The following is a 15,580-nucleotide window of genomic DNA, read 5'->3' on the forward strand; positions in this document are numbered from 1 at the left end:
GGGCGGCCTGATCACGCCGATCATCCGCAAGGCGGACGAAAAGACGCTGTCCACCATCTCCAACGAGATGAAGGACCTGGCCAGCCGCGCGCGCAGCCGCAAGCTGAAGCCGGAAGAGTATCAGGGCGGCACCACGGCGGTGTCCAACCTCGGCATGTTCGGCATCAAGGACTTTGCCGCCGTCATCAACCCGCCGCATGCGACGATCCTGGCGGTCGGCGCCGGCGAGGAGCGGGCGGTGGTCAAGAACGGCGAGATCAAAATCGCCACCGTGATGTCGGTGACGCTGTCGACCGACCATCGCGCCGTCGACGGAGCGCTGGGTGCCGAATTGCTGGTCGCCTTCAAACGCCTGATCGAGAACCCGATGAGCATGCTGGTCTAGGAAGGGAGAGGGCGGTGCGGACATTCTTCACCAGCCTTTTCGCTTTCATTCTTTCCGGTTTGGCCGGCGGGCTGGTCGCGCAGTGGTTGGCCATCGCCACTGGTGCAGAGGAAGAATACATCCTCGTTTTCATGTTCTCGGTGCTGGTGACCTTCATGGTTACTTCGTCTTCTTCGTGGCGCAGTTCATGACGGATCCGGTCGCGGCGGTGGCCAGGACGGGTAAGTGGCTGCTGATCGTGTTTGCGGTGTTGCTTGCCCTGCTGGTCGCGCTGATCCTCTACGCCGACAGCGGTGCCGCGGTGGTGAAGGACATTCCCATGGTGGTCGGCTTTGGCCTGCCGGGGCTGGTGACGATCATTCTTCACTGGCTGTTCGTGAGCTGGCGGGTGAGACGCGGTTTGAACAGGGAACAAGTGGGTGTGGGTGCATGAAGACGGTTCTTTGCTACGGTGACTCGCTGACCTGGGGACACAACCCGGAGACTTTGGGTCGACATGAATATGAAGACCAGTGGCCAACCACACTGGCGAGAGCACTCGGACCGAGCTTCCATGTCATTGCCGAGGGACTGGGCGGCCGCACCACGGCCTATGACGACTTCTTGTCGGGCGCCGACCGAAACGGCGCGCGGATATTGCCGACGATCCTGAGCACGCATTCGCCGATCGATCTGATCGTCATCATGCTTGGCTCCAACGACATGAAGCCGTCGATTCATGGCAGCGCAGTCATAGCTTCCTATGGCATGCGACGCCTCATCGAAATCGTGCGGGGGCACGCCTATCCGTTCGGCGGTGCCGCCCCCAGGATTATTCTGGTAGCGCCGCCGCATATCGTGGAAACCGGCAAGGCGGACTACGCCGAAATGTTGGGAACCGGCGCGATCGAGTCGCCCAAGCTCGCAGGCTTTTATCAAACCGCCGCCAACGAGATGGGCTGCGGCTTTTTTGATGCAGCGAGCGTCGCTAGATGTACACCGCTCGATGGCGTCCACCTCGATGCCGAAAACACGCGAAACATCGGCAAGGCGCTGGCGCCGCTGGTGCGCGTGATGTTAGCCACATGATATTCGATGCAAGTCTGATCATTGGCCTTTGGTTGGCTGTGCATTGGCAAGGCCGTCGAAGTCGGCTTCTTGCAGGCTACGCACTTCTTGGGCTCTGGGTTTTCGACGCCCTTTCGATACTGATGCATGAGCCAGCTTTCGCGCCTCCAACACTGAGGTACGAGCCAATTTCGATACCGAAGCCTTCTTTCGGTGAAGCCTCGCTTCAATAAGGACCACAAAATGGCTGAATCCTACGACGTCATCATCATCGGCTCCGGCCCGGGCGGCTATGTCACGGCGGTGCGTTCCGCCCAGCTTGGCTTCAAGACGGCGATCGTCGAGCGCGAGCATCTCGGCGGCATCTGCCTCAACTGGGGCTGCATCCCGACCAAGGCGCTGCTGCGCTCGGCCGAGATCATGCATTATTCGGATCACCTGAAGGATTACGGGCTGACGCTCGACGGCAAGGTCAGCGTCGACACGTCAGCCGTGGTCGACCGTTCGCGAAAAGTCTCGCTGCGGCTCAATGGCGGCGTTGCCTTCCTGATGAAGAAGAACAAGGTCGATGTGATCTGGGGCGAGGCCAAACTCTCCAAGCCTGGTGAGATTGTCGTGTCCAAGACGGCCAAGAAGCCGATGGAGCCGCAGCCGCCGGTGCCGAAAGGCGTCAAGGGCGAGGGCACCTACACCGCCAAGCACATCATCCTGGCGACTGGCGCCCGGCCGCGCGCGCTGCCCGGCATCGAGCCGGACGGCAAGCTGATCTGGACCTATTTCGAGGCGATGGTGCCGAAGGAGATGCCGAAATCGCTGCTGGTCATGGGTTCAGGCGCCATCGGCATCGAATTCGCCTCCTTCTACCGCACCATGGGCGCCGAAGTCACGGTTGTCGAACTGCTGCCGGCGGTGATGCCGGTCGAGGACGCCGAAGTCTCGAAATTCGCGCAAAAACAATTCGAGAAGCAAGGCATGAAGATCATCCTCGAGGCCAAGGTGACCAAGGTCGAGAAGGGCGCCAACTCGGTCACCGCGCATGTCGAGATGAAGGACGGTAAGGTCGAGAAGATCACCGCCGACCGCATGATCTCGGCCGTTGGCGTGCAAGGCAACATCGAGGGCCTCGGGCTTGAGGCGCTCGGCGTGAAGACCGAACGCGGCTGCATCGTTGTCGACGGTTACGGCAAGACCAATGTGCCGGGCATCTATGCCATCGGCGATGTCGCCGGCCCGCCGATGCTTGCCCACAAGGCCGAGCATGAGGGCGTTGTGTGCGTCGAAAAGATTGCCAATTTCCCTGGCGTACATGCCACCGACACGCTCAAGATTCCTGGCTGCACCTACTGCAATCCGCAGGTCGCCTCTGTCGGCCTGACGGAAGCCAAGGCCAAGGCTGAAGGCAAGGATATCCGGGTGGGGCGCTTCCAGTTCGCTGCCAATGGCAAGGCGATTGCACTTGGCGAGGATCAGGGCTTCATCAAGACCATCTTCGACAAGAAGACAGGTCAGCTGCTCGGCGCGCATATGGTCGGCGCCGAAGTGACCGAGTTGATCCAGGGGTTTGTCGTGGCGATGAACCTAGAGACGACCGAGGAAGAACTGATGCACACAATCTTCCCGCATCCGACGCTGTCGGAGATGATGAAGGAAAGCGTGCTCGACGCCTATGGCCGCGCGCTGAACGCATGATAGATTGGCCGCACGAGACTCAAACGCGCAAGCTGCGGGAACTCGGCGGCAAGGGTGTTCGTTTCCGGATGCATTTTCGCGCGTGCAAGGAGAGGGCATATGCACTTGAATGGCGTCGGCTGGATAGCAGCAATCATTATCGGCGGCCTGGCAGGCTGGCTCGCCGAAATGGTCATGAAGAGCAACACCGGTATCTTCATGAACATTGTTCTGGGCATCGTCGGCGCGATCGTGCTGAACGCCATCCTGCAGGCGCTCAACGTCGGTGTCTTCGGCATCGGCTGGACCGCCTACCTGATCACCGGCTTTATCGGCGCCTGCCTGCTGATCTGGGCAGGACGCCTGGTGCGCCGTTAACATCGCTGAAGAGCTGCTATGCGAAAAAGGCTGCCGCGGCATGCACTGCGGCGGCCTTTTTCTTTCCGCTGAAAAGCCTTAGATGACGATATGACAGCGAACGCCGGACCGGCGGTCGCCAATGAACCAGGTCTCCAGATGGTCACTGTCCTCGATACGATCGCCAACGCACCGCGCTTGCGGCACCCTGAAAAGGCGCACAAGCCCGACCAGGATGTGCTGCGCAAGCCCGACTGGATCCGCGTCAAGGCGCCGGTCTCGAAAGGCTATGCCGAGACCCGCGAGATCGTGAAATCGCACAAGCTGGTGACGGTCTGCGAAGAGGCGGGTTGCCCCAACATCGGCGAGTGCTGGGAGAAGAAGCACGCCACCTTCATGATCATGGGCGAGATCTGCACGCGCGCCTGCGCCTTCTGCAACGTCGCCACTGGCATCCCAACCGCACTCGATGCCGATGAACCGGCCCGCGTCGCGCACGCCGTCAAGCAGATGGGCCTGACCCATGTCGTCATCACCTCGGTCGACCGCGACGATCTCGCCGATGGCGGCGCGCAGCATTTTGCCGAGGTCATCCGCGCCATCAGGGCGGCGACGCCGTTGACGACGATCGAAATCCTGACGCCGGATTTCCTGCGCAAGGAAGGCGCGCTGGAGATCGTCGTGGCGGCCAAGCCCGACGTCTTCAACCACAATCTCGAGACCGTACCGTCGAACTATCTGACGGTTCGTCCGGGCGCTCGCTATTTCCATTCGATCCGGCTGTTGCAGCGGGTCAAGGAACTCGACCCGTCGATCTTCACCAAGTCCGGCATCATGGTGGGTCTCGGCGAAGAGCGGAACGAAATCCTGCAATTGATGGACGACCTGCGCTCGGCCAATGTCGACTTCATGACCATCGGGCAGTATCTGCAGCCGTCGAAGAAGCACCATCCGGTGATCCGCTTCGTCACGCCGGAGGAGTTCAAGTCCTTCGAGACGATCGGCCGGACCAAGGGGTTTCTGCTGGTGGCGTCGAGCCCGCTGACGCGCTCGTCGCATCACGCCGGCGACGATTTCGCCCGGCTGCGCGCGGCGCGGGAAGCGCTTCTCAAGAAATCGCTCTGATGCATGTCGCCCAAAAGTGGCCTCGGTTTTGGGAGAGCGACATGCATAAAAACAAAGAATCTAAGGCGCGTCGCATGAATCCGTTTCGACGCGACGCGCTTTAGAGCCGGTTTCATGCCGAAATTCGAAGCCACCCGCCGCGTTGCCCACACGCCGCATCAGATGTTCGCGCTGGTTGCCGATATCGAGGCCTATCCGCAATTCCTGCCGCTTTGCGAAGCGCTGACGATTCGCTCGCGCAAGGAGCGTGACGGACGCACTGTTCTCCTCGCCGACATGAGCATCGGCTACAAGGCGATCCGCGAAACCTTCACCACGCAGGTGTTGCTGAAACCCGACGAGAACACCATCGACGTGAAGTACATCGACGGCCCGTTCAAATATCTGAGCAATGTCTGGCGTTTCGAACCCGACGGCGGCGGCTGTGCCGTCCGCTTCTTCATCGACTATGAGTTCAAGAGCCGCATTCTGGGCGCGGTGATGGGCACCATGTTCGATCGCGCCTTCCGCATGTTCGCCGAGGCTTTCGAGAAACGCGCCGATGTCATCTACGGCGCAGTACCGTCGGCCTGACGCTGGGCGAGTGCACGCAGTCCCAGTTCCAGCGCATGCCTGACTGTTTCACGGCGGATGAAATCGCGACCCTTGTCGGCAAACAGCCGGCGCTCGGCGGTCACGGTTTGGCCGTCCAGGCCGACGCCGAACCAGACTAGGCCGACAGGCTTTTCCACTGAGCCGCCGCCGGGTCCGGCGATGCCGGTGACCGCGAGCGTCAGTCTGGCGCGCGAACGCGCGAGCGCCCCCTTTGCCATCTCGATCGCCGTCTCGCGGGAAACCGCGCCATGCTCCTCAAGCGTGGCGGCGGAAACACCGAGCATGTCCATCTTGGCGTCGTTCGAATAGGTGATGAAGCCGCGATCGACCACGGCGGAGGAGCCGGCAATGTCGGTGAGCGCGGCGATGATCATGCCGCCGGTGCAGCTTTCGGCCGTTGCCAGCATGATGCCGCGCCGCTGGCAGGCCTGAAGCAGCGCGTTTGCCGGATCGTTGTTGGTCATTCCGGCACCTCGCCGGGAAACACCACGCTGGCGGTGGCGATCGCCGCGATGCCTTCCTCGCGGCCGACAAAGCCGAGCTTTTCGTTGGTTGTCGCCTTGATCGAGATGCGGTCCGGGGAAATTGCCAACATCTGTGACAGGGCCGCCGTCATCGCCTCGCGGTGCGGGCCGACGCGCGGCGCCTCGCAGATCAGCGTGATGTCGGCATTAGCGATGCGGCCGCCGCGCTCGCGCACCAGCCTTGCCGCGTGTTCGACGAAGATACGCGAGGCTGCGCCTTTCCATTGCGGGTCGGACGGCGGGAAATGCGTGCCGATGTCACCGGCACCGCAGGTCGCCAGCAGCGCATCGGTCAAGGCATGCAGGCCGACATCGGCGTCGGAGTGGCCGGATAGTTTCTTCTCGTGCGGAATGGCGACGCCGCACAGGGTGACGTGGTCGCCGGGTTCGAAGGCGTGCACGTCGTAGCCGTTGCCGGTTCTTATGTCGGGAAAGCGTGTACGTTCGCCGGAAAGCCGCTGGTCCGCCATCGCAATATCCCGTGCCCAGGTGAGTTTGACATTGTCCGGTGAACCCGGAACTATTTTTACCGGAATATGCGCCCATTCGGCGATCGCGGCGTCGTCGGTGAAGTCCATTTTTCCCAGGTGATGGGCTTTCTCGTGGGCGGCAAGGATGGGCCAGAACGGAAAGCCTTGTGGCGTCTGGGCGGCGTGAAGTCCGTTCCGGGAAACGGTTTCTCCGACCACGCCAGAGGCCGACTCGCGCTTCAGCGTGTCGGCGACGGGCAGGGCGGGCAGCGCGCCCTCGCGCTCGCCGATGGCGGCGATCGTGCGGTCAATCAAATCCGCATCGACGAACGGGCGGACGGCGTCGTGGATCAGAACCCGGCTCGGCGCGTGGCCTCTCAGTGCAAGCAGTCCGAGCCGCACCGAAGCCTGCCTGGTCGCCCCGCCCATGATGGTGATGACCCGTTCGGCGTTGGCGCCTGCCGCCTGCCGGAACAGTTCGTGGTCGTCGGCATGAATGGCGACAACAACTTCGCTGGTCCGCGGGTGGGCCAGAAAAATCTCCAGCGTGTGGGCGATGACAGCATGGCCGCCAATGCTTTGATACTGCTTGGGCCCGTTGGCCTGCCCGGCACGAGCGCCGCGGCCGGCGGCGACGATCACCACCGCGACCTTGCCATCCTCACTCGAAACGTGATTTTCACTTGCGTCAGCCATGCTGATTGGCTTAGCGCACGATCCCGAAAAGTGTAATCGGTTTTCGGAAAAGATCGTTCGCCAAATATGAAGTTCCTAAGCGTCCTTTGCGCGTCCTGAGGGACGCGCGGCGCTTTGGTCGCGGCCAAAGCCGAAGGCCGGCATTTTCCCAATTGCGCCTTAATGTGGCGTCATTCCGCGTTGCACATTGCGCCGGTTCTGGCTAGAGAATGTGCAGCGAATAAACATGCTTGGTTTTTGTGCATGCCTGATTTGACCAAATTGGCCGCGCCGCTCGACGTCGGCGGCGTGCAAATCCGCAATCGGGTGTTCCTGGCGCCGATGTCGGGCATCACCGATGAGCCGTTCCGGCAGCGCGCCCACGCGCATGGCGCAGGCCTTGTCGTGTCCGAAATGGTGGCCAGCGGCGAGCTTGCCAAGGGCCGAGCCGGTTGCGACCTGCGCATTCGTCATTCCGGCCTGCCCGTCCACATGGTGCAGCTTGCCGGCCGCGAGGCGGCGCACATGGCGGAGGGCGCGCGAATCGCCGCCGGCGAGGGCGCTGACATCATCGACATCAACATGGGCTGCCCGGCCAAGAAGGTCACCGGTGGCTATGCCGGCTCGGCGCTGATGCTGGATCTCGACCATGCGCTGTCGCTGATCGATGCCGTGGTCGGCGCGGTCGAGGTGCCGGTAACGGTCAAGATGCGGCTCGGTTGGGACGAAGCCGCGCTCAACGCCCCGATGCTGGCGGGCCGTGCCGAACAGGCCGGCGTCAGGATGGTGACCGTGCACGGCCGCACGCGCTGTCAGTTCTATCAGGGCAAGGCCGACTGGCGTGCCATCGCCCGCGTCAAGGACGCCGTGTCCATCCCGGTCGTCGCCAATGGCGATGTTTCTTCGCCAGCGGAAGCGGCCGATATTCTCGACCAGTCCGGCGCCGATGCCGTGATGATCGGCCGCGCCCACTATGGCGCGCCCTGGATCGCCGGCGGCATCGCGGCGGCTGCGACAGGCGAGGCGGCGCCCAACATCCCGCAGGACCCGACGGCGCTGGCCGACTATGTCGTGGCCCACTATGACGACATGCTGGCGCTCTATGGCGTCGAAAGCGGCCTGCGTCAGGCGCGCAAGCATCTTGGCTGGTATCTCGATCGCCATGTCGGCGGTGTCGCTGACGACAGCCGAAAGGCCATACTGACTGCATTCGAGCCCGCGCGCGTCATCGCCTTGCTGCGCGATGTGTTTTCGCGCGATCCGCAACCATTGAACCTGCGGAGCGCCGCATGAACGCCGCCGCTGGCCAGGCTGTTGAAATGGCGGATGCCGCCCAGATCGTGCTCAACACCATCCGCCGCCCGGTGATCATGATCAGCGAGCAAGGGTTCATCACCTTCGCCAACGCCGATGCCGAGGATTTCTTTCGCTCGAGTGCGACAATGCTGGCGCGAAACACGCTGTCAAAACTCATTCCTTTCGGCAGTCCTTTGCTGACGCTGGTCGATCAGGTGCGCGAGCGCCGCGCTCCGGTCAACGAGTATCGGGTCGACGTGTCGTCGCCGCGCCTCGGCATCGAGAAGGTCGTCGATCTCTATGTCGCGCCGGTGTCGGAATTTCCGGGCTCTGTCGTGGTGATGTTCCAGGAGCGGTCGATGGCCGACAAGATCGACCGGCAGATGACGCACCGCGGCGCCGCGCGCTCGGTGACCGGTCTGGCGGCGATGCTTGCCCATGAGATCAAGAACCCGCTCTCCGGCATCCGGGGTGCTGCCCAACTGCTCGAACTGTCGGCATCCGACGAGGACCGCGCGCTGACGCGGCTGATTACCGACGAGACCGACCGCATCGTGTCGCTGGTCGACCGCATGGAGGTGTTTTCCGACGAGCGGCCGATCGATCGCTACCCCGTCAACATCCATGTCGTTCTCGACCATGTGAAGGCAATTGCCAAGAACGGTTTTGCCAAAAGAATCAAGATAATGGAGGATTATGATCCTTCATTGCCTCCGGTGTTCGCCAACCGTGACCAGCTCATCCAGGTGTTCCTCAACCTGGTCAAGAATGCCGCCGAGGCGATCGGCAGCGACCCCCAAGGCGAGATCGTGCTGTCGACGGCCTTCCGGCCGGGCATCCGCGTTTCCGTTCCGGGCACGCAGGATCGCGTATCGCTGCCGCTGGAGTTCTGCGTGCGCGACAATGGCTCCGGCGTCTCGGAAGACATCCTGCCGATCCTGTTCGATCCCTTCATCACCACCAAGCCGAACGGCTCGGGGCTGGGGCTGGCGCTGGTCGCTAAGATCGTCGGCGAGCACGGCGGCATCATCGAATGCGAATCGACGCCGCGCGGGACCACATTCCGCATCCTGATGCCGGCCTGGAAAGAAGCGCCATACGGCGCCGATGAAGACGGTGAAGGAGACCGCAAATGACCGTTCGCGGCAATATTCTCGTCGCCGACGATGATGCGGCGATCCGCACCGTCCTCAACCAGGCGCTTTCGCGCGTCGGTCACGAGGTGCGCGTCACCTCCAACGCTTCGACATTGTGGCGCTGGGTAGCGGCGGGCGAGGGCGATCTGGTCATCACCGATGTGGTGATGCCGGACGAGAACGCCTTCGACATGCTGCCACGCATCAAGAAGGCGCGGCCGGAGCTGCCCGTCATCGTCATGAGCGCCCAGAACACCTTCATGACGGCGATCCGTGCATCCGAAACCGGCGCCTATGAATATCTGCCAAAGCCATTCGACCTGACCGAACTGCTCAACATCGTCAACCGGGCACTTTCCGAGCCGCGGCGGCCGAAGATCGATGCGCGGCCGGAAGAACAGCCCGACGCGATGCCGCTGGTCGGCCGCTCGGCGGCCATGCAGGACATCTACCGCATGCTGGCGCGCATGATGCAGACCGACCTGACGGTGATGATCTCAGGCGAATCCGGCACCGGCAAGGAACTGGTAGCGCGCGCGCTGCATGAGTATGGCCGCCGCCGTGGCGGCCCGTTCGTTGCCATCAACATGGCGGCGATCCCGCGCGACCTGATCGAATCGGAACTGTTCGGCCACGAGAAGGGCGCCTTCACCGGCGCGCAGAACCGCTCCACCGGTCGCTTCGAGCAGGCCGAGGGCGGCACGCTGTTCCTCGACGAGATAGGCGACATGCCGATGGAGGCGCAGACGCGCCTGCTGCGCGTCCTGCAGCAGGGCGAGTACACGACCGTCGGCGGGCGCACGCCGATCAAGACCGATGTGCGCATCGTCGCCGCCACCAACAAGGATCTGCGCACGCTGATCAACCAGGGGCTTTTCCGCGAGGATCTTTTCTATCGCCTCAACGTCGTGCCGCTCAGGCTGCCGGCGCTGCGCGAGCGCTCCGAGGACGTGCCCGACCTCGTCCGGCATTTCTTCAAGCTCGGCGAGATGGAAGGTCTGCAGACCAAGCGCATCTCGTCGGGCGGCATCGAACTGATGAAGCGCTACCCGTGGCCGGGCAATGTGCGTGAATTGGAAAACCTCGTTCGCAGGCTTGCCGCGCTCTATTCGCAGGACGAGATTTCGGCCGAGATCATTGAGGCGGAACTCAAGACCGGCGAGCGCCCAGTGGTGCCGGGCGGCGGCAATCTCATTCCCGACGACCTGTCCATCGGCCAGGCGGTCGAGCACTTCCTGCAGCGCTATTTCGCCTCGTTTGCCGGCGATTTGCCGCCGGCGGGGCTCTATCAGCGCATTCTGTCCGAGGTCGAATATCCGCTGGTCCTGGCCTCGATGACGGCAACCCGCGGCAACCAGATCAAGGCCGCCGAACTGCTGGGCTTGAACCGCAACACGCTGCGCAAGAAGATTCGCGACCTCGGCGTCAACGTCTACAAATCATCGCGACAGCCCTGAGCCCTGATCCGAGTCCAGGCTCTTTTCAGGGGACCATCTCGCGAAAGATTTCCGTCTCGGTCACACTTGTTGCATAATCGCCACAATGCGTTGCATACATCCGACGCAATCATGGCTCTAGACGGCGACATGGCTCCGCAGGCACCGACACTCAACCAACCGCTTTTCAGCGAACCCGGCGCACGCGACGGGCGCCGGCTGCTTGCGCTGCCCGGCGTGGTGGCGGTCGTCGGCGCGCTGGTGACAGCGGCGATCTCGTTCACCATCCTTGTCGGTGCCACGCCGATCACGCCCAACGAGTCGACGACGCTGGCATTGATTGCCCTCAATGCCTTGTTCGTCCTGTTCCTCATGGCGCTGGTCGGACGCGAAGTGCACCGCATCCTGATGGCGCGCCGGCACGGCAAGGCGGCCTCGCGGCTGCATGTGCGCATCGTCGCCATGTTTGCCCTGGTTGCGGCAATTCCCGCCATCATGGTCGCGATCATCGCCTCGATCACGCTCGACATCGGCCTCGACCGCTGGTTCGAGATCCGCACCAAGACGATCGTCAATTCGTCGCTGTCCATCGCCGATGCCTATGTCCAGGAAAACGCCCGCAACCTCCAGGGCACGACGCTGTCGATGGCCTATGATCTCGACGCGTCAAGAACGCTCTATGGCCTTGATCGGACTGGCTTTCTCGACCTGATGAACAAGGAAGCCGTGGGCCGGTCGCTGGCCCATGCGTCGCTGATCAAGCCCGACGGCTCGTTCGTCATGAGCGCCAAGACCGACACCGATTTCGCCATGCCCGAGCCGCCGGAAGGCGCCGTGGCCAGCGCCTCCGACGGCAAGCCGGTGCTGATCGAGCCGAAAACGCGCAACATCATGGGCGCCATCGTCAAGCTGCGCGAGATCGAAGGCCTCTATCTCTACACCATTCGCCTCGTCGATCCCGAAGTGATCAAGGCGCGGCAGATCGTCAGATCCAACACCGACGAATATCGCGGGCTGGAAGATAACAGGCGCACCTCGCAGGTGGCCTTCGCGCTGCCTTATCTGTCGCTGACGCTGATCATCATCCTGTCCGCGATATGGACCGGCATCGCCGTCGCCGACCGCCTGGTTCGGCCGATTCGCCAGCTCATCGGTGCCGCCGACGAGGTGGCGACCGGCAATCTCGACGTCGCGGTTCCCGTCAGGCCATCGGACGGCGATGTCGCCTCGCTCGGCGACACGTTCAACAAGATGCTTCTCGAACTGAAATCACAGCGCAACGAGATCCTGTCCGCCAAGGACCTGATCGACGAACGGCGTCGCTTCTCCGAAGCGGTGCTTGCCGGCGTCACCGCTGGCGTCATCGGCGTCGATCCCTACGGCATCGTCACCATCGTCAACCGCTCGGCCGAGGCGATGCTGGCCATATCCGCCAACGCGGCACTTGGACAGAACCTCTCCGCCGTGCTGCCGCATGTCGGCCGCGTCTTCGAGATTGGCCGCAAGTCCGGCAAACCGGTCTATCGCGAGCAGGTGACTTTCTATCGCGCCGGTGCCGAGCGGACCTTCAACGTGCAGATCACCATCGAGGCCGGCGACGACGGCTCGGAGGAAAAATCCTACGTCGTGACGGTCGACGACATCACCGATCTGGTTCAAGCGCAGCGCTCGTCGGCCTGGGCCGATGTGGCGCGGCGCATCGCGCATGAGATCAAGAACCCGCTGACGCCGATCCAGCTGTCGGCCGAGCGCATCAAGCGCCGCTACGGCAAGGTCATCACCGAGGACCGCGAGGTTTTCGATCAGTGCACCGACACCATCATCCGGCAGGTCGAGGATATCGGCCGTATGGTCGACGAATTCTCGGCGTTCGCTCGCATGCCGAAGCCCGAGATGAAGGCCATCGACCTGCGCGAATCGCTGCGTGAGGCCTCGTTCCTGGTCGAGGTCAGCCGCGCCGACATCACTTTCGAGCGGATATTCGGCAGCGAACCGCTCAAGGGCACGTTCGACAGCCGGCTGATGGCGCAGGCTTTCGGCAATGTGATCAAGAACGCCGCCGAAGCGATCGACGGGCTGGAACAGAAGGATGGTTCGCACGGCATAATCCGGATTCAAGCCGGGCGCCAGAATGGCGCGATTCGCATCGACGTCATCGACAATGGCAAAGGCCTGCCGCGCGAGAATCGTCAACGGCTGCTCGAGCCCTATATGACCACACGCGAGAAGGGCACCGGGCTCGGTCTCGCTATCGTCAAGAAGATCGTGGAGGACCATGGTGGCAGGCTGGAACTTCATGATGCGCCCGCGGATTTCCACGACGGGCGCGGCGCGATGATCAGCATCATCCTGCCAACTGTGGCGGTCGCGTCTCCGCGCGGCGAAAGCAGGACGGAAAACGAACGAGAAACTGAAAAGGTCGGTAATGGCGTCTGATATTCTCATCGTCGATGACGAGGAAGACATCCGTGAACTCGTCGCAGGCATCCTGAGCGACGAAGGTCACGAAACCCGCACGGCATTCGATGCCGACAGCGCGTTGGCGGCGATCGCCGACCGGGCGCCAAGGTTGATTTTCCTCGACATCTGGCTGCAGGGCTCGCGTCTGGACGGGCTGGCGCTGCTCGATGAGATCAAGACGATGCACCCGACCTTGCCGGTGGTGATGATCTCCGGTCACGGCAACATCGAAACCGCGGTCTCCGCCATTCGTCGCGGCGCCTATGACTTTATCGAAAAACCGTTCAAGGCCGACAGGCTGATCCTCATTGCCGAGCGTGCGCTTGAGACCTCGAAATTGCGGCGCGAGGTTTCCGATCTCAAGCTGCGCAGCGGCGAAACCTTCGATCTGATCGGCATGTCGTCGGCGATGAGCCAGCTGCGTCAGACCATCGAGCGCGTCGCCCCGACCAACAGCCGCGTCATGATCATCGGCCCCTCAGGCTCGGGCAAGGAACTGGCAGCGCGCGCCATCCACACGCTGTCGGCGCGCAAGAGCGCGCCGTTCGTCACGCTGAGCGCCGCCAACATCACGCCCGAGCGCATGGAGATCGAGCTGTTCGGTACTGAATCGAACGGCGTCGAGCGCAAGGTCGGCGCGCTTGAGGAGGCCCATCGCGGCATCCTTTACATCGACGAAGTGGCCGACATGCCGCGCGAAACGCAGAACAAGATCCTGCGCGTGCTGGTCGAACAGCAGTTCGAGCGGGTAGGCGGCACCAAGCGGGTCAAGGTCGACGTCCGCATCATTTCCTCGACCTCGCAGAACCTGGAGGCGATGATTGCCGATGGGCGTTTCCGCGAGGATCTTTATCATCGCCTGGCGGTGGTTCCGGTCATGGTGCCGGGACTGGCCGAGCGGCGCGAGGACATTCCCTACCTCGTCGACAATTTCATGAAGCAGATCGCCCGCCAGGCCGGCATCAAGCCGCGCCGCATCGGCGATGACGCGCTGGCCGTGCTGCAGGCGCACAACTGGCCGGGCAACGTTCGCCAGCTGCGCAACAATGTCGAGCGCCTGATGATCCTGGCGCGCGGCGACGATGTCGATGCGCCGATCACCGCGGATCTGTTGCCGGCCGAGATCGGCGATGTGATGCCGCGAACGCCGAATCAATCCGACCAGCACATCATGGCGCTGCCGTTGCGCGAGGCGCGCGAACAGTTCGAGAAGGACTATCTGATCGCCCAGATCAACCGCTTTGGCGGCAACATCTCGAAAACCGCCGAGTTCATCGGCATGGAGCGCTCCGCTCTGCACCGCAAGCTGAAGTCGCTGGGCGTCTGACAGGCGCGACGTCCGTTCAGCCGCGCGTGGGCCAAGCATTTGCCGGTTACGGCAGCGGCGGAATCGCATAAGAAAGCCCGAGAATTATCCAGGGGTCGCCAATGCCGCGCATTGCCTATGTCAACGGGCGCTACGTCGCTCACGCGGACGCTTCCGTGCATATCGAGGATCGCGGCTATCAGTTCGCCGATGGCGTCTATGAGGTCTGCGAGGTGGCGCGTGGCTTCATCGTCGATATGCCGCGCCATCTTGCCCGGCTGAACCGCTCGCTGACCGAATTGTCGATCGCCTGGCCGGTCACCCGCGGTGTGCTGCCGCTCATCCTGCGCGAAGTGGTCAACCGCAATCATGTCGCCAACGGCCTGGTCTACGTCCAGGTGACGCGCGGCGTCGCCAGCCGCGATTTTGTCTTCCCGTCAGCGGACACCAAGCCGTCCCTGGTGGTGACCGCCAGGAAGGCCGATCCTGTCGCCGGAGCAAAGCGGGCTGAAACCGGCATTGCGGTCATCACCGTGCCGGAGAATCGCTGGGACCGGGTCGACATCAAGAGCGTCGGACTGCTGCCTAACGTGCTGGCCAAGCAGAAGGCCAAGGAAGCCGGTGCGCAGGAGGCATGGTTTGTCGACGGCGACGGCATGGTCAAGGAAGGCGGCTCGTCGAACGCCTGGATCGTCACCAGGGATGGCGTTCTGGTTACCAGGCCGGCCGAGCATGGCATCCTGCGCGGCATCACCCGCACGACCATGTTTGAAGTGGCGGCCAGCCTCGGCCTGAAGATCGAGGAGCGCCGCTTTTCCGTCGCCGAGGCCAAGGCAGCGCGTGAGGCGTTCATCAGCTCCGCAACGACAATTGCCATGCCGGTGGTGGCCATCGACGGCGATCCGGTTGCCAATGGACACCCCGGCTCTGTGACACTTTCGTTGCGGCAGGCCTTTTTTGACATTGCGGAAAAAAGTCCAGCCTGATAACCGCACAGGTGGAATGAACATCAATATATCTCGTTCTGCTTGTCGTTACTGACGACAAGACGGTGTTTGCGCGCTTGACATGTGCCGGTTAATTTGGCGCATTGGCTTGCAA

General features: G+C 62.7%; 16 protein-coding genes. 14 read left to right on the forward strand and 2 right to left on the reverse strand.

The window, feature by feature from the left end; genetic code table 11:
• From ACFFNA_RS23170 to ACFFNA_RS23205, 8 genes are all read left to right on the forward strand, one after another.
• Nucleotides 1-385 (forward strand): 2-oxo acid dehydrogenase subunit E2 (locus ACFFNA_RS23170; RefSeq protein ID WP_378921910.1); only part of this gene is annotated, 385 nt, incomplete at its 5' end.
• A gap of 14 nt (nucleotides 386-399) precedes the next feature.
• Complete coding sequence (locus ACFFNA_RS23175; RefSeq protein ID WP_245446385.1) at nucleotides 400-576, forward strand: hypothetical protein; 177 nt, start codon at nucleotides 400-402, stop codon at nucleotides 574-576.
• Nucleotides 573-818: a hypothetical protein gene (locus ACFFNA_RS23180; protein WP_245446386.1), complete on the forward strand. Its 246-nt coding sequence runs from the start codon at nucleotides 573-575 to the stop codon at nucleotides 816-818. The genes ACFFNA_RS23175 and ACFFNA_RS23180 overlap by 4 nt, the downstream gene beginning before the upstream one ends.
• Nucleotides 815-1,453, forward strand: coding sequence for an SGNH/GDSL hydrolase family protein (locus tag ACFFNA_RS23185; protein ID WP_111549020.1), 639 nt, complete (start codon nucleotides 815-817; stop codon nucleotides 1,451-1,453). Before ACFFNA_RS23180 ends, ACFFNA_RS23185 begins: the two co-directional genes overlap by 4 nt.
• A gap of 222 nt (nucleotides 1,454-1,675) precedes the next feature.
• Nucleotides 1,676-3,121: a dihydrolipoyl dehydrogenase gene (lpdA, locus tag ACFFNA_RS23190; RefSeq protein ID WP_378921913.1), complete on the forward strand. Its 1,446-nt coding sequence runs from the start codon at nucleotides 1,676-1,678 to the stop codon at nucleotides 3,119-3,121.
• 99 nt (nucleotides 3,122-3,220) lie between these two features.
• Entirely contained in the window at nucleotides 3,221-3,478 is a 258-nt protein-coding gene (locus ACFFNA_RS23195; protein WP_111549022.1) for a GlsB/YeaQ/YmgE family stress response membrane protein, read from the forward strand.
• A 138-nt stretch (nucleotides 3,479-3,616) separates the two neighbouring features.
• Nucleotides 3,617-4,582 (forward strand): lipoyl synthase, encoded by a 966-nt coding sequence (lipA, locus tag ACFFNA_RS23200; protein WP_111549044.1) that lies wholly within the window; start codon nucleotides 3,617-3,619, stop codon nucleotides 4,580-4,582.
• 114 nt (nucleotides 4,583-4,696) lie between these two features.
• Nucleotides 4,697-5,155, forward strand: a complete 459-nt coding sequence (locus tag ACFFNA_RS23205; RefSeq protein ID WP_378921915.1) for a type II toxin-antitoxin system RatA family toxin — start codon at nucleotides 4,697-4,699, stop codon at nucleotides 5,153-5,155.
• Here ACFFNA_RS23205 and ACFFNA_RS23210 read toward each other — a convergent pair.
• Both ACFFNA_RS23210 and ACFFNA_RS23215 read right to left on the reverse strand, forming a co-directional pair.
• Complete coding sequence (locus ACFFNA_RS23210; protein WP_378921917.1) at nucleotides 5,131-5,640, reverse strand: CinA family protein; 510 nt, start codon at nucleotides 5,638-5,640, stop codon at nucleotides 5,131-5,133. The genes ACFFNA_RS23205 and ACFFNA_RS23210 overlap by 25 nt on opposite strands.
• Entirely contained in the window at nucleotides 5,637-6,866 is a 1,230-nt protein-coding gene (locus ACFFNA_RS23215) for a bifunctional 2-C-methyl-D-erythritol 4-phosphate cytidylyltransferase/2-C-methyl-D-erythritol 2,4-cyclodiphosphate synthase (protein WP_111549025.1), read from the reverse strand. The genes ACFFNA_RS23210 and ACFFNA_RS23215 overlap by 4 nt, the downstream gene beginning before the upstream one ends.
• A 243-nt stretch (nucleotides 6,867-7,109) precedes the next feature.
• On the opposite strand from ACFFNA_RS23215, the gene dusB reads away from it, so the two are divergent.
• From dusB to ACFFNA_RS23245, 6 genes are all read left to right on the forward strand, one after another.
• Nucleotides 7,110-8,138 (forward strand): tRNA dihydrouridine synthase DusB, encoded by a 1,029-nt coding sequence (gene dusB / locus ACFFNA_RS23220; RefSeq protein WP_378921920.1) that lies wholly within the window; start codon nucleotides 7,110-7,112, stop codon nucleotides 8,136-8,138.
• Complete coding sequence (locus tag ACFFNA_RS23225; RefSeq protein WP_111549027.1) at nucleotides 8,135-9,277, forward strand: two-component system sensor histidine kinase NtrB; 1,143 nt, start codon at nucleotides 8,135-8,137, stop codon at nucleotides 9,275-9,277. Before dusB ends, ACFFNA_RS23225 begins: the two co-directional genes overlap by 4 nt.
• Complete coding sequence (ntrC, locus tag ACFFNA_RS23230; protein WP_095091616.1) at nucleotides 9,274-10,734, forward strand: nitrogen regulation protein NR(I); 1,461 nt, start codon at nucleotides 9,274-9,276, stop codon at nucleotides 10,732-10,734. Before ACFFNA_RS23225 ends, ntrC begins: the two co-directional genes overlap by 4 nt.
• Nucleotides 10,735-10,863: 129 nt before the next feature.
• A complete protein-coding gene (locus tag ACFFNA_RS23235) occupies nucleotides 10,864-13,149 on the forward strand; it encodes a sensor histidine kinase NtrY-like (protein ID WP_378921923.1) in 2,286 nt (761 codons plus the stop codon).
• Nucleotides 13,139-14,500, forward strand: coding sequence for a nitrogen assimilation response regulator NtrX (gene ntrX, locus ACFFNA_RS23240; protein WP_111549029.1), 1,362 nt, complete (start codon nucleotides 13,139-13,141; stop codon nucleotides 14,498-14,500). The genes ACFFNA_RS23235 and ntrX overlap by 11 nt, the downstream gene beginning before the upstream one ends.
• A gap of 101 nt (nucleotides 14,501-14,601) precedes the next feature.
• Nucleotides 14,602-15,465 carry a D-amino-acid transaminase gene (locus ACFFNA_RS23245; RefSeq protein ID WP_111549030.1) on the forward strand — a complete coding sequence of 288 codons (864 nt, stop codon included), beginning with the start codon at nucleotides 14,602-14,604 and terminating at the stop codon, nucleotides 15,463-15,465.
• Nucleotides 15,466-15,580: the final 115 nt, after the last annotated feature.

The organism is Mesorhizobium kowhaii, from assembly GCF_042431665.1.
Taxonomy (GTDB): Bacteria; Pseudomonadota; Alphaproteobacteria; order Rhizobiales; family Rhizobiaceae; genus Mesorhizobium; species Mesorhizobium kowhaii.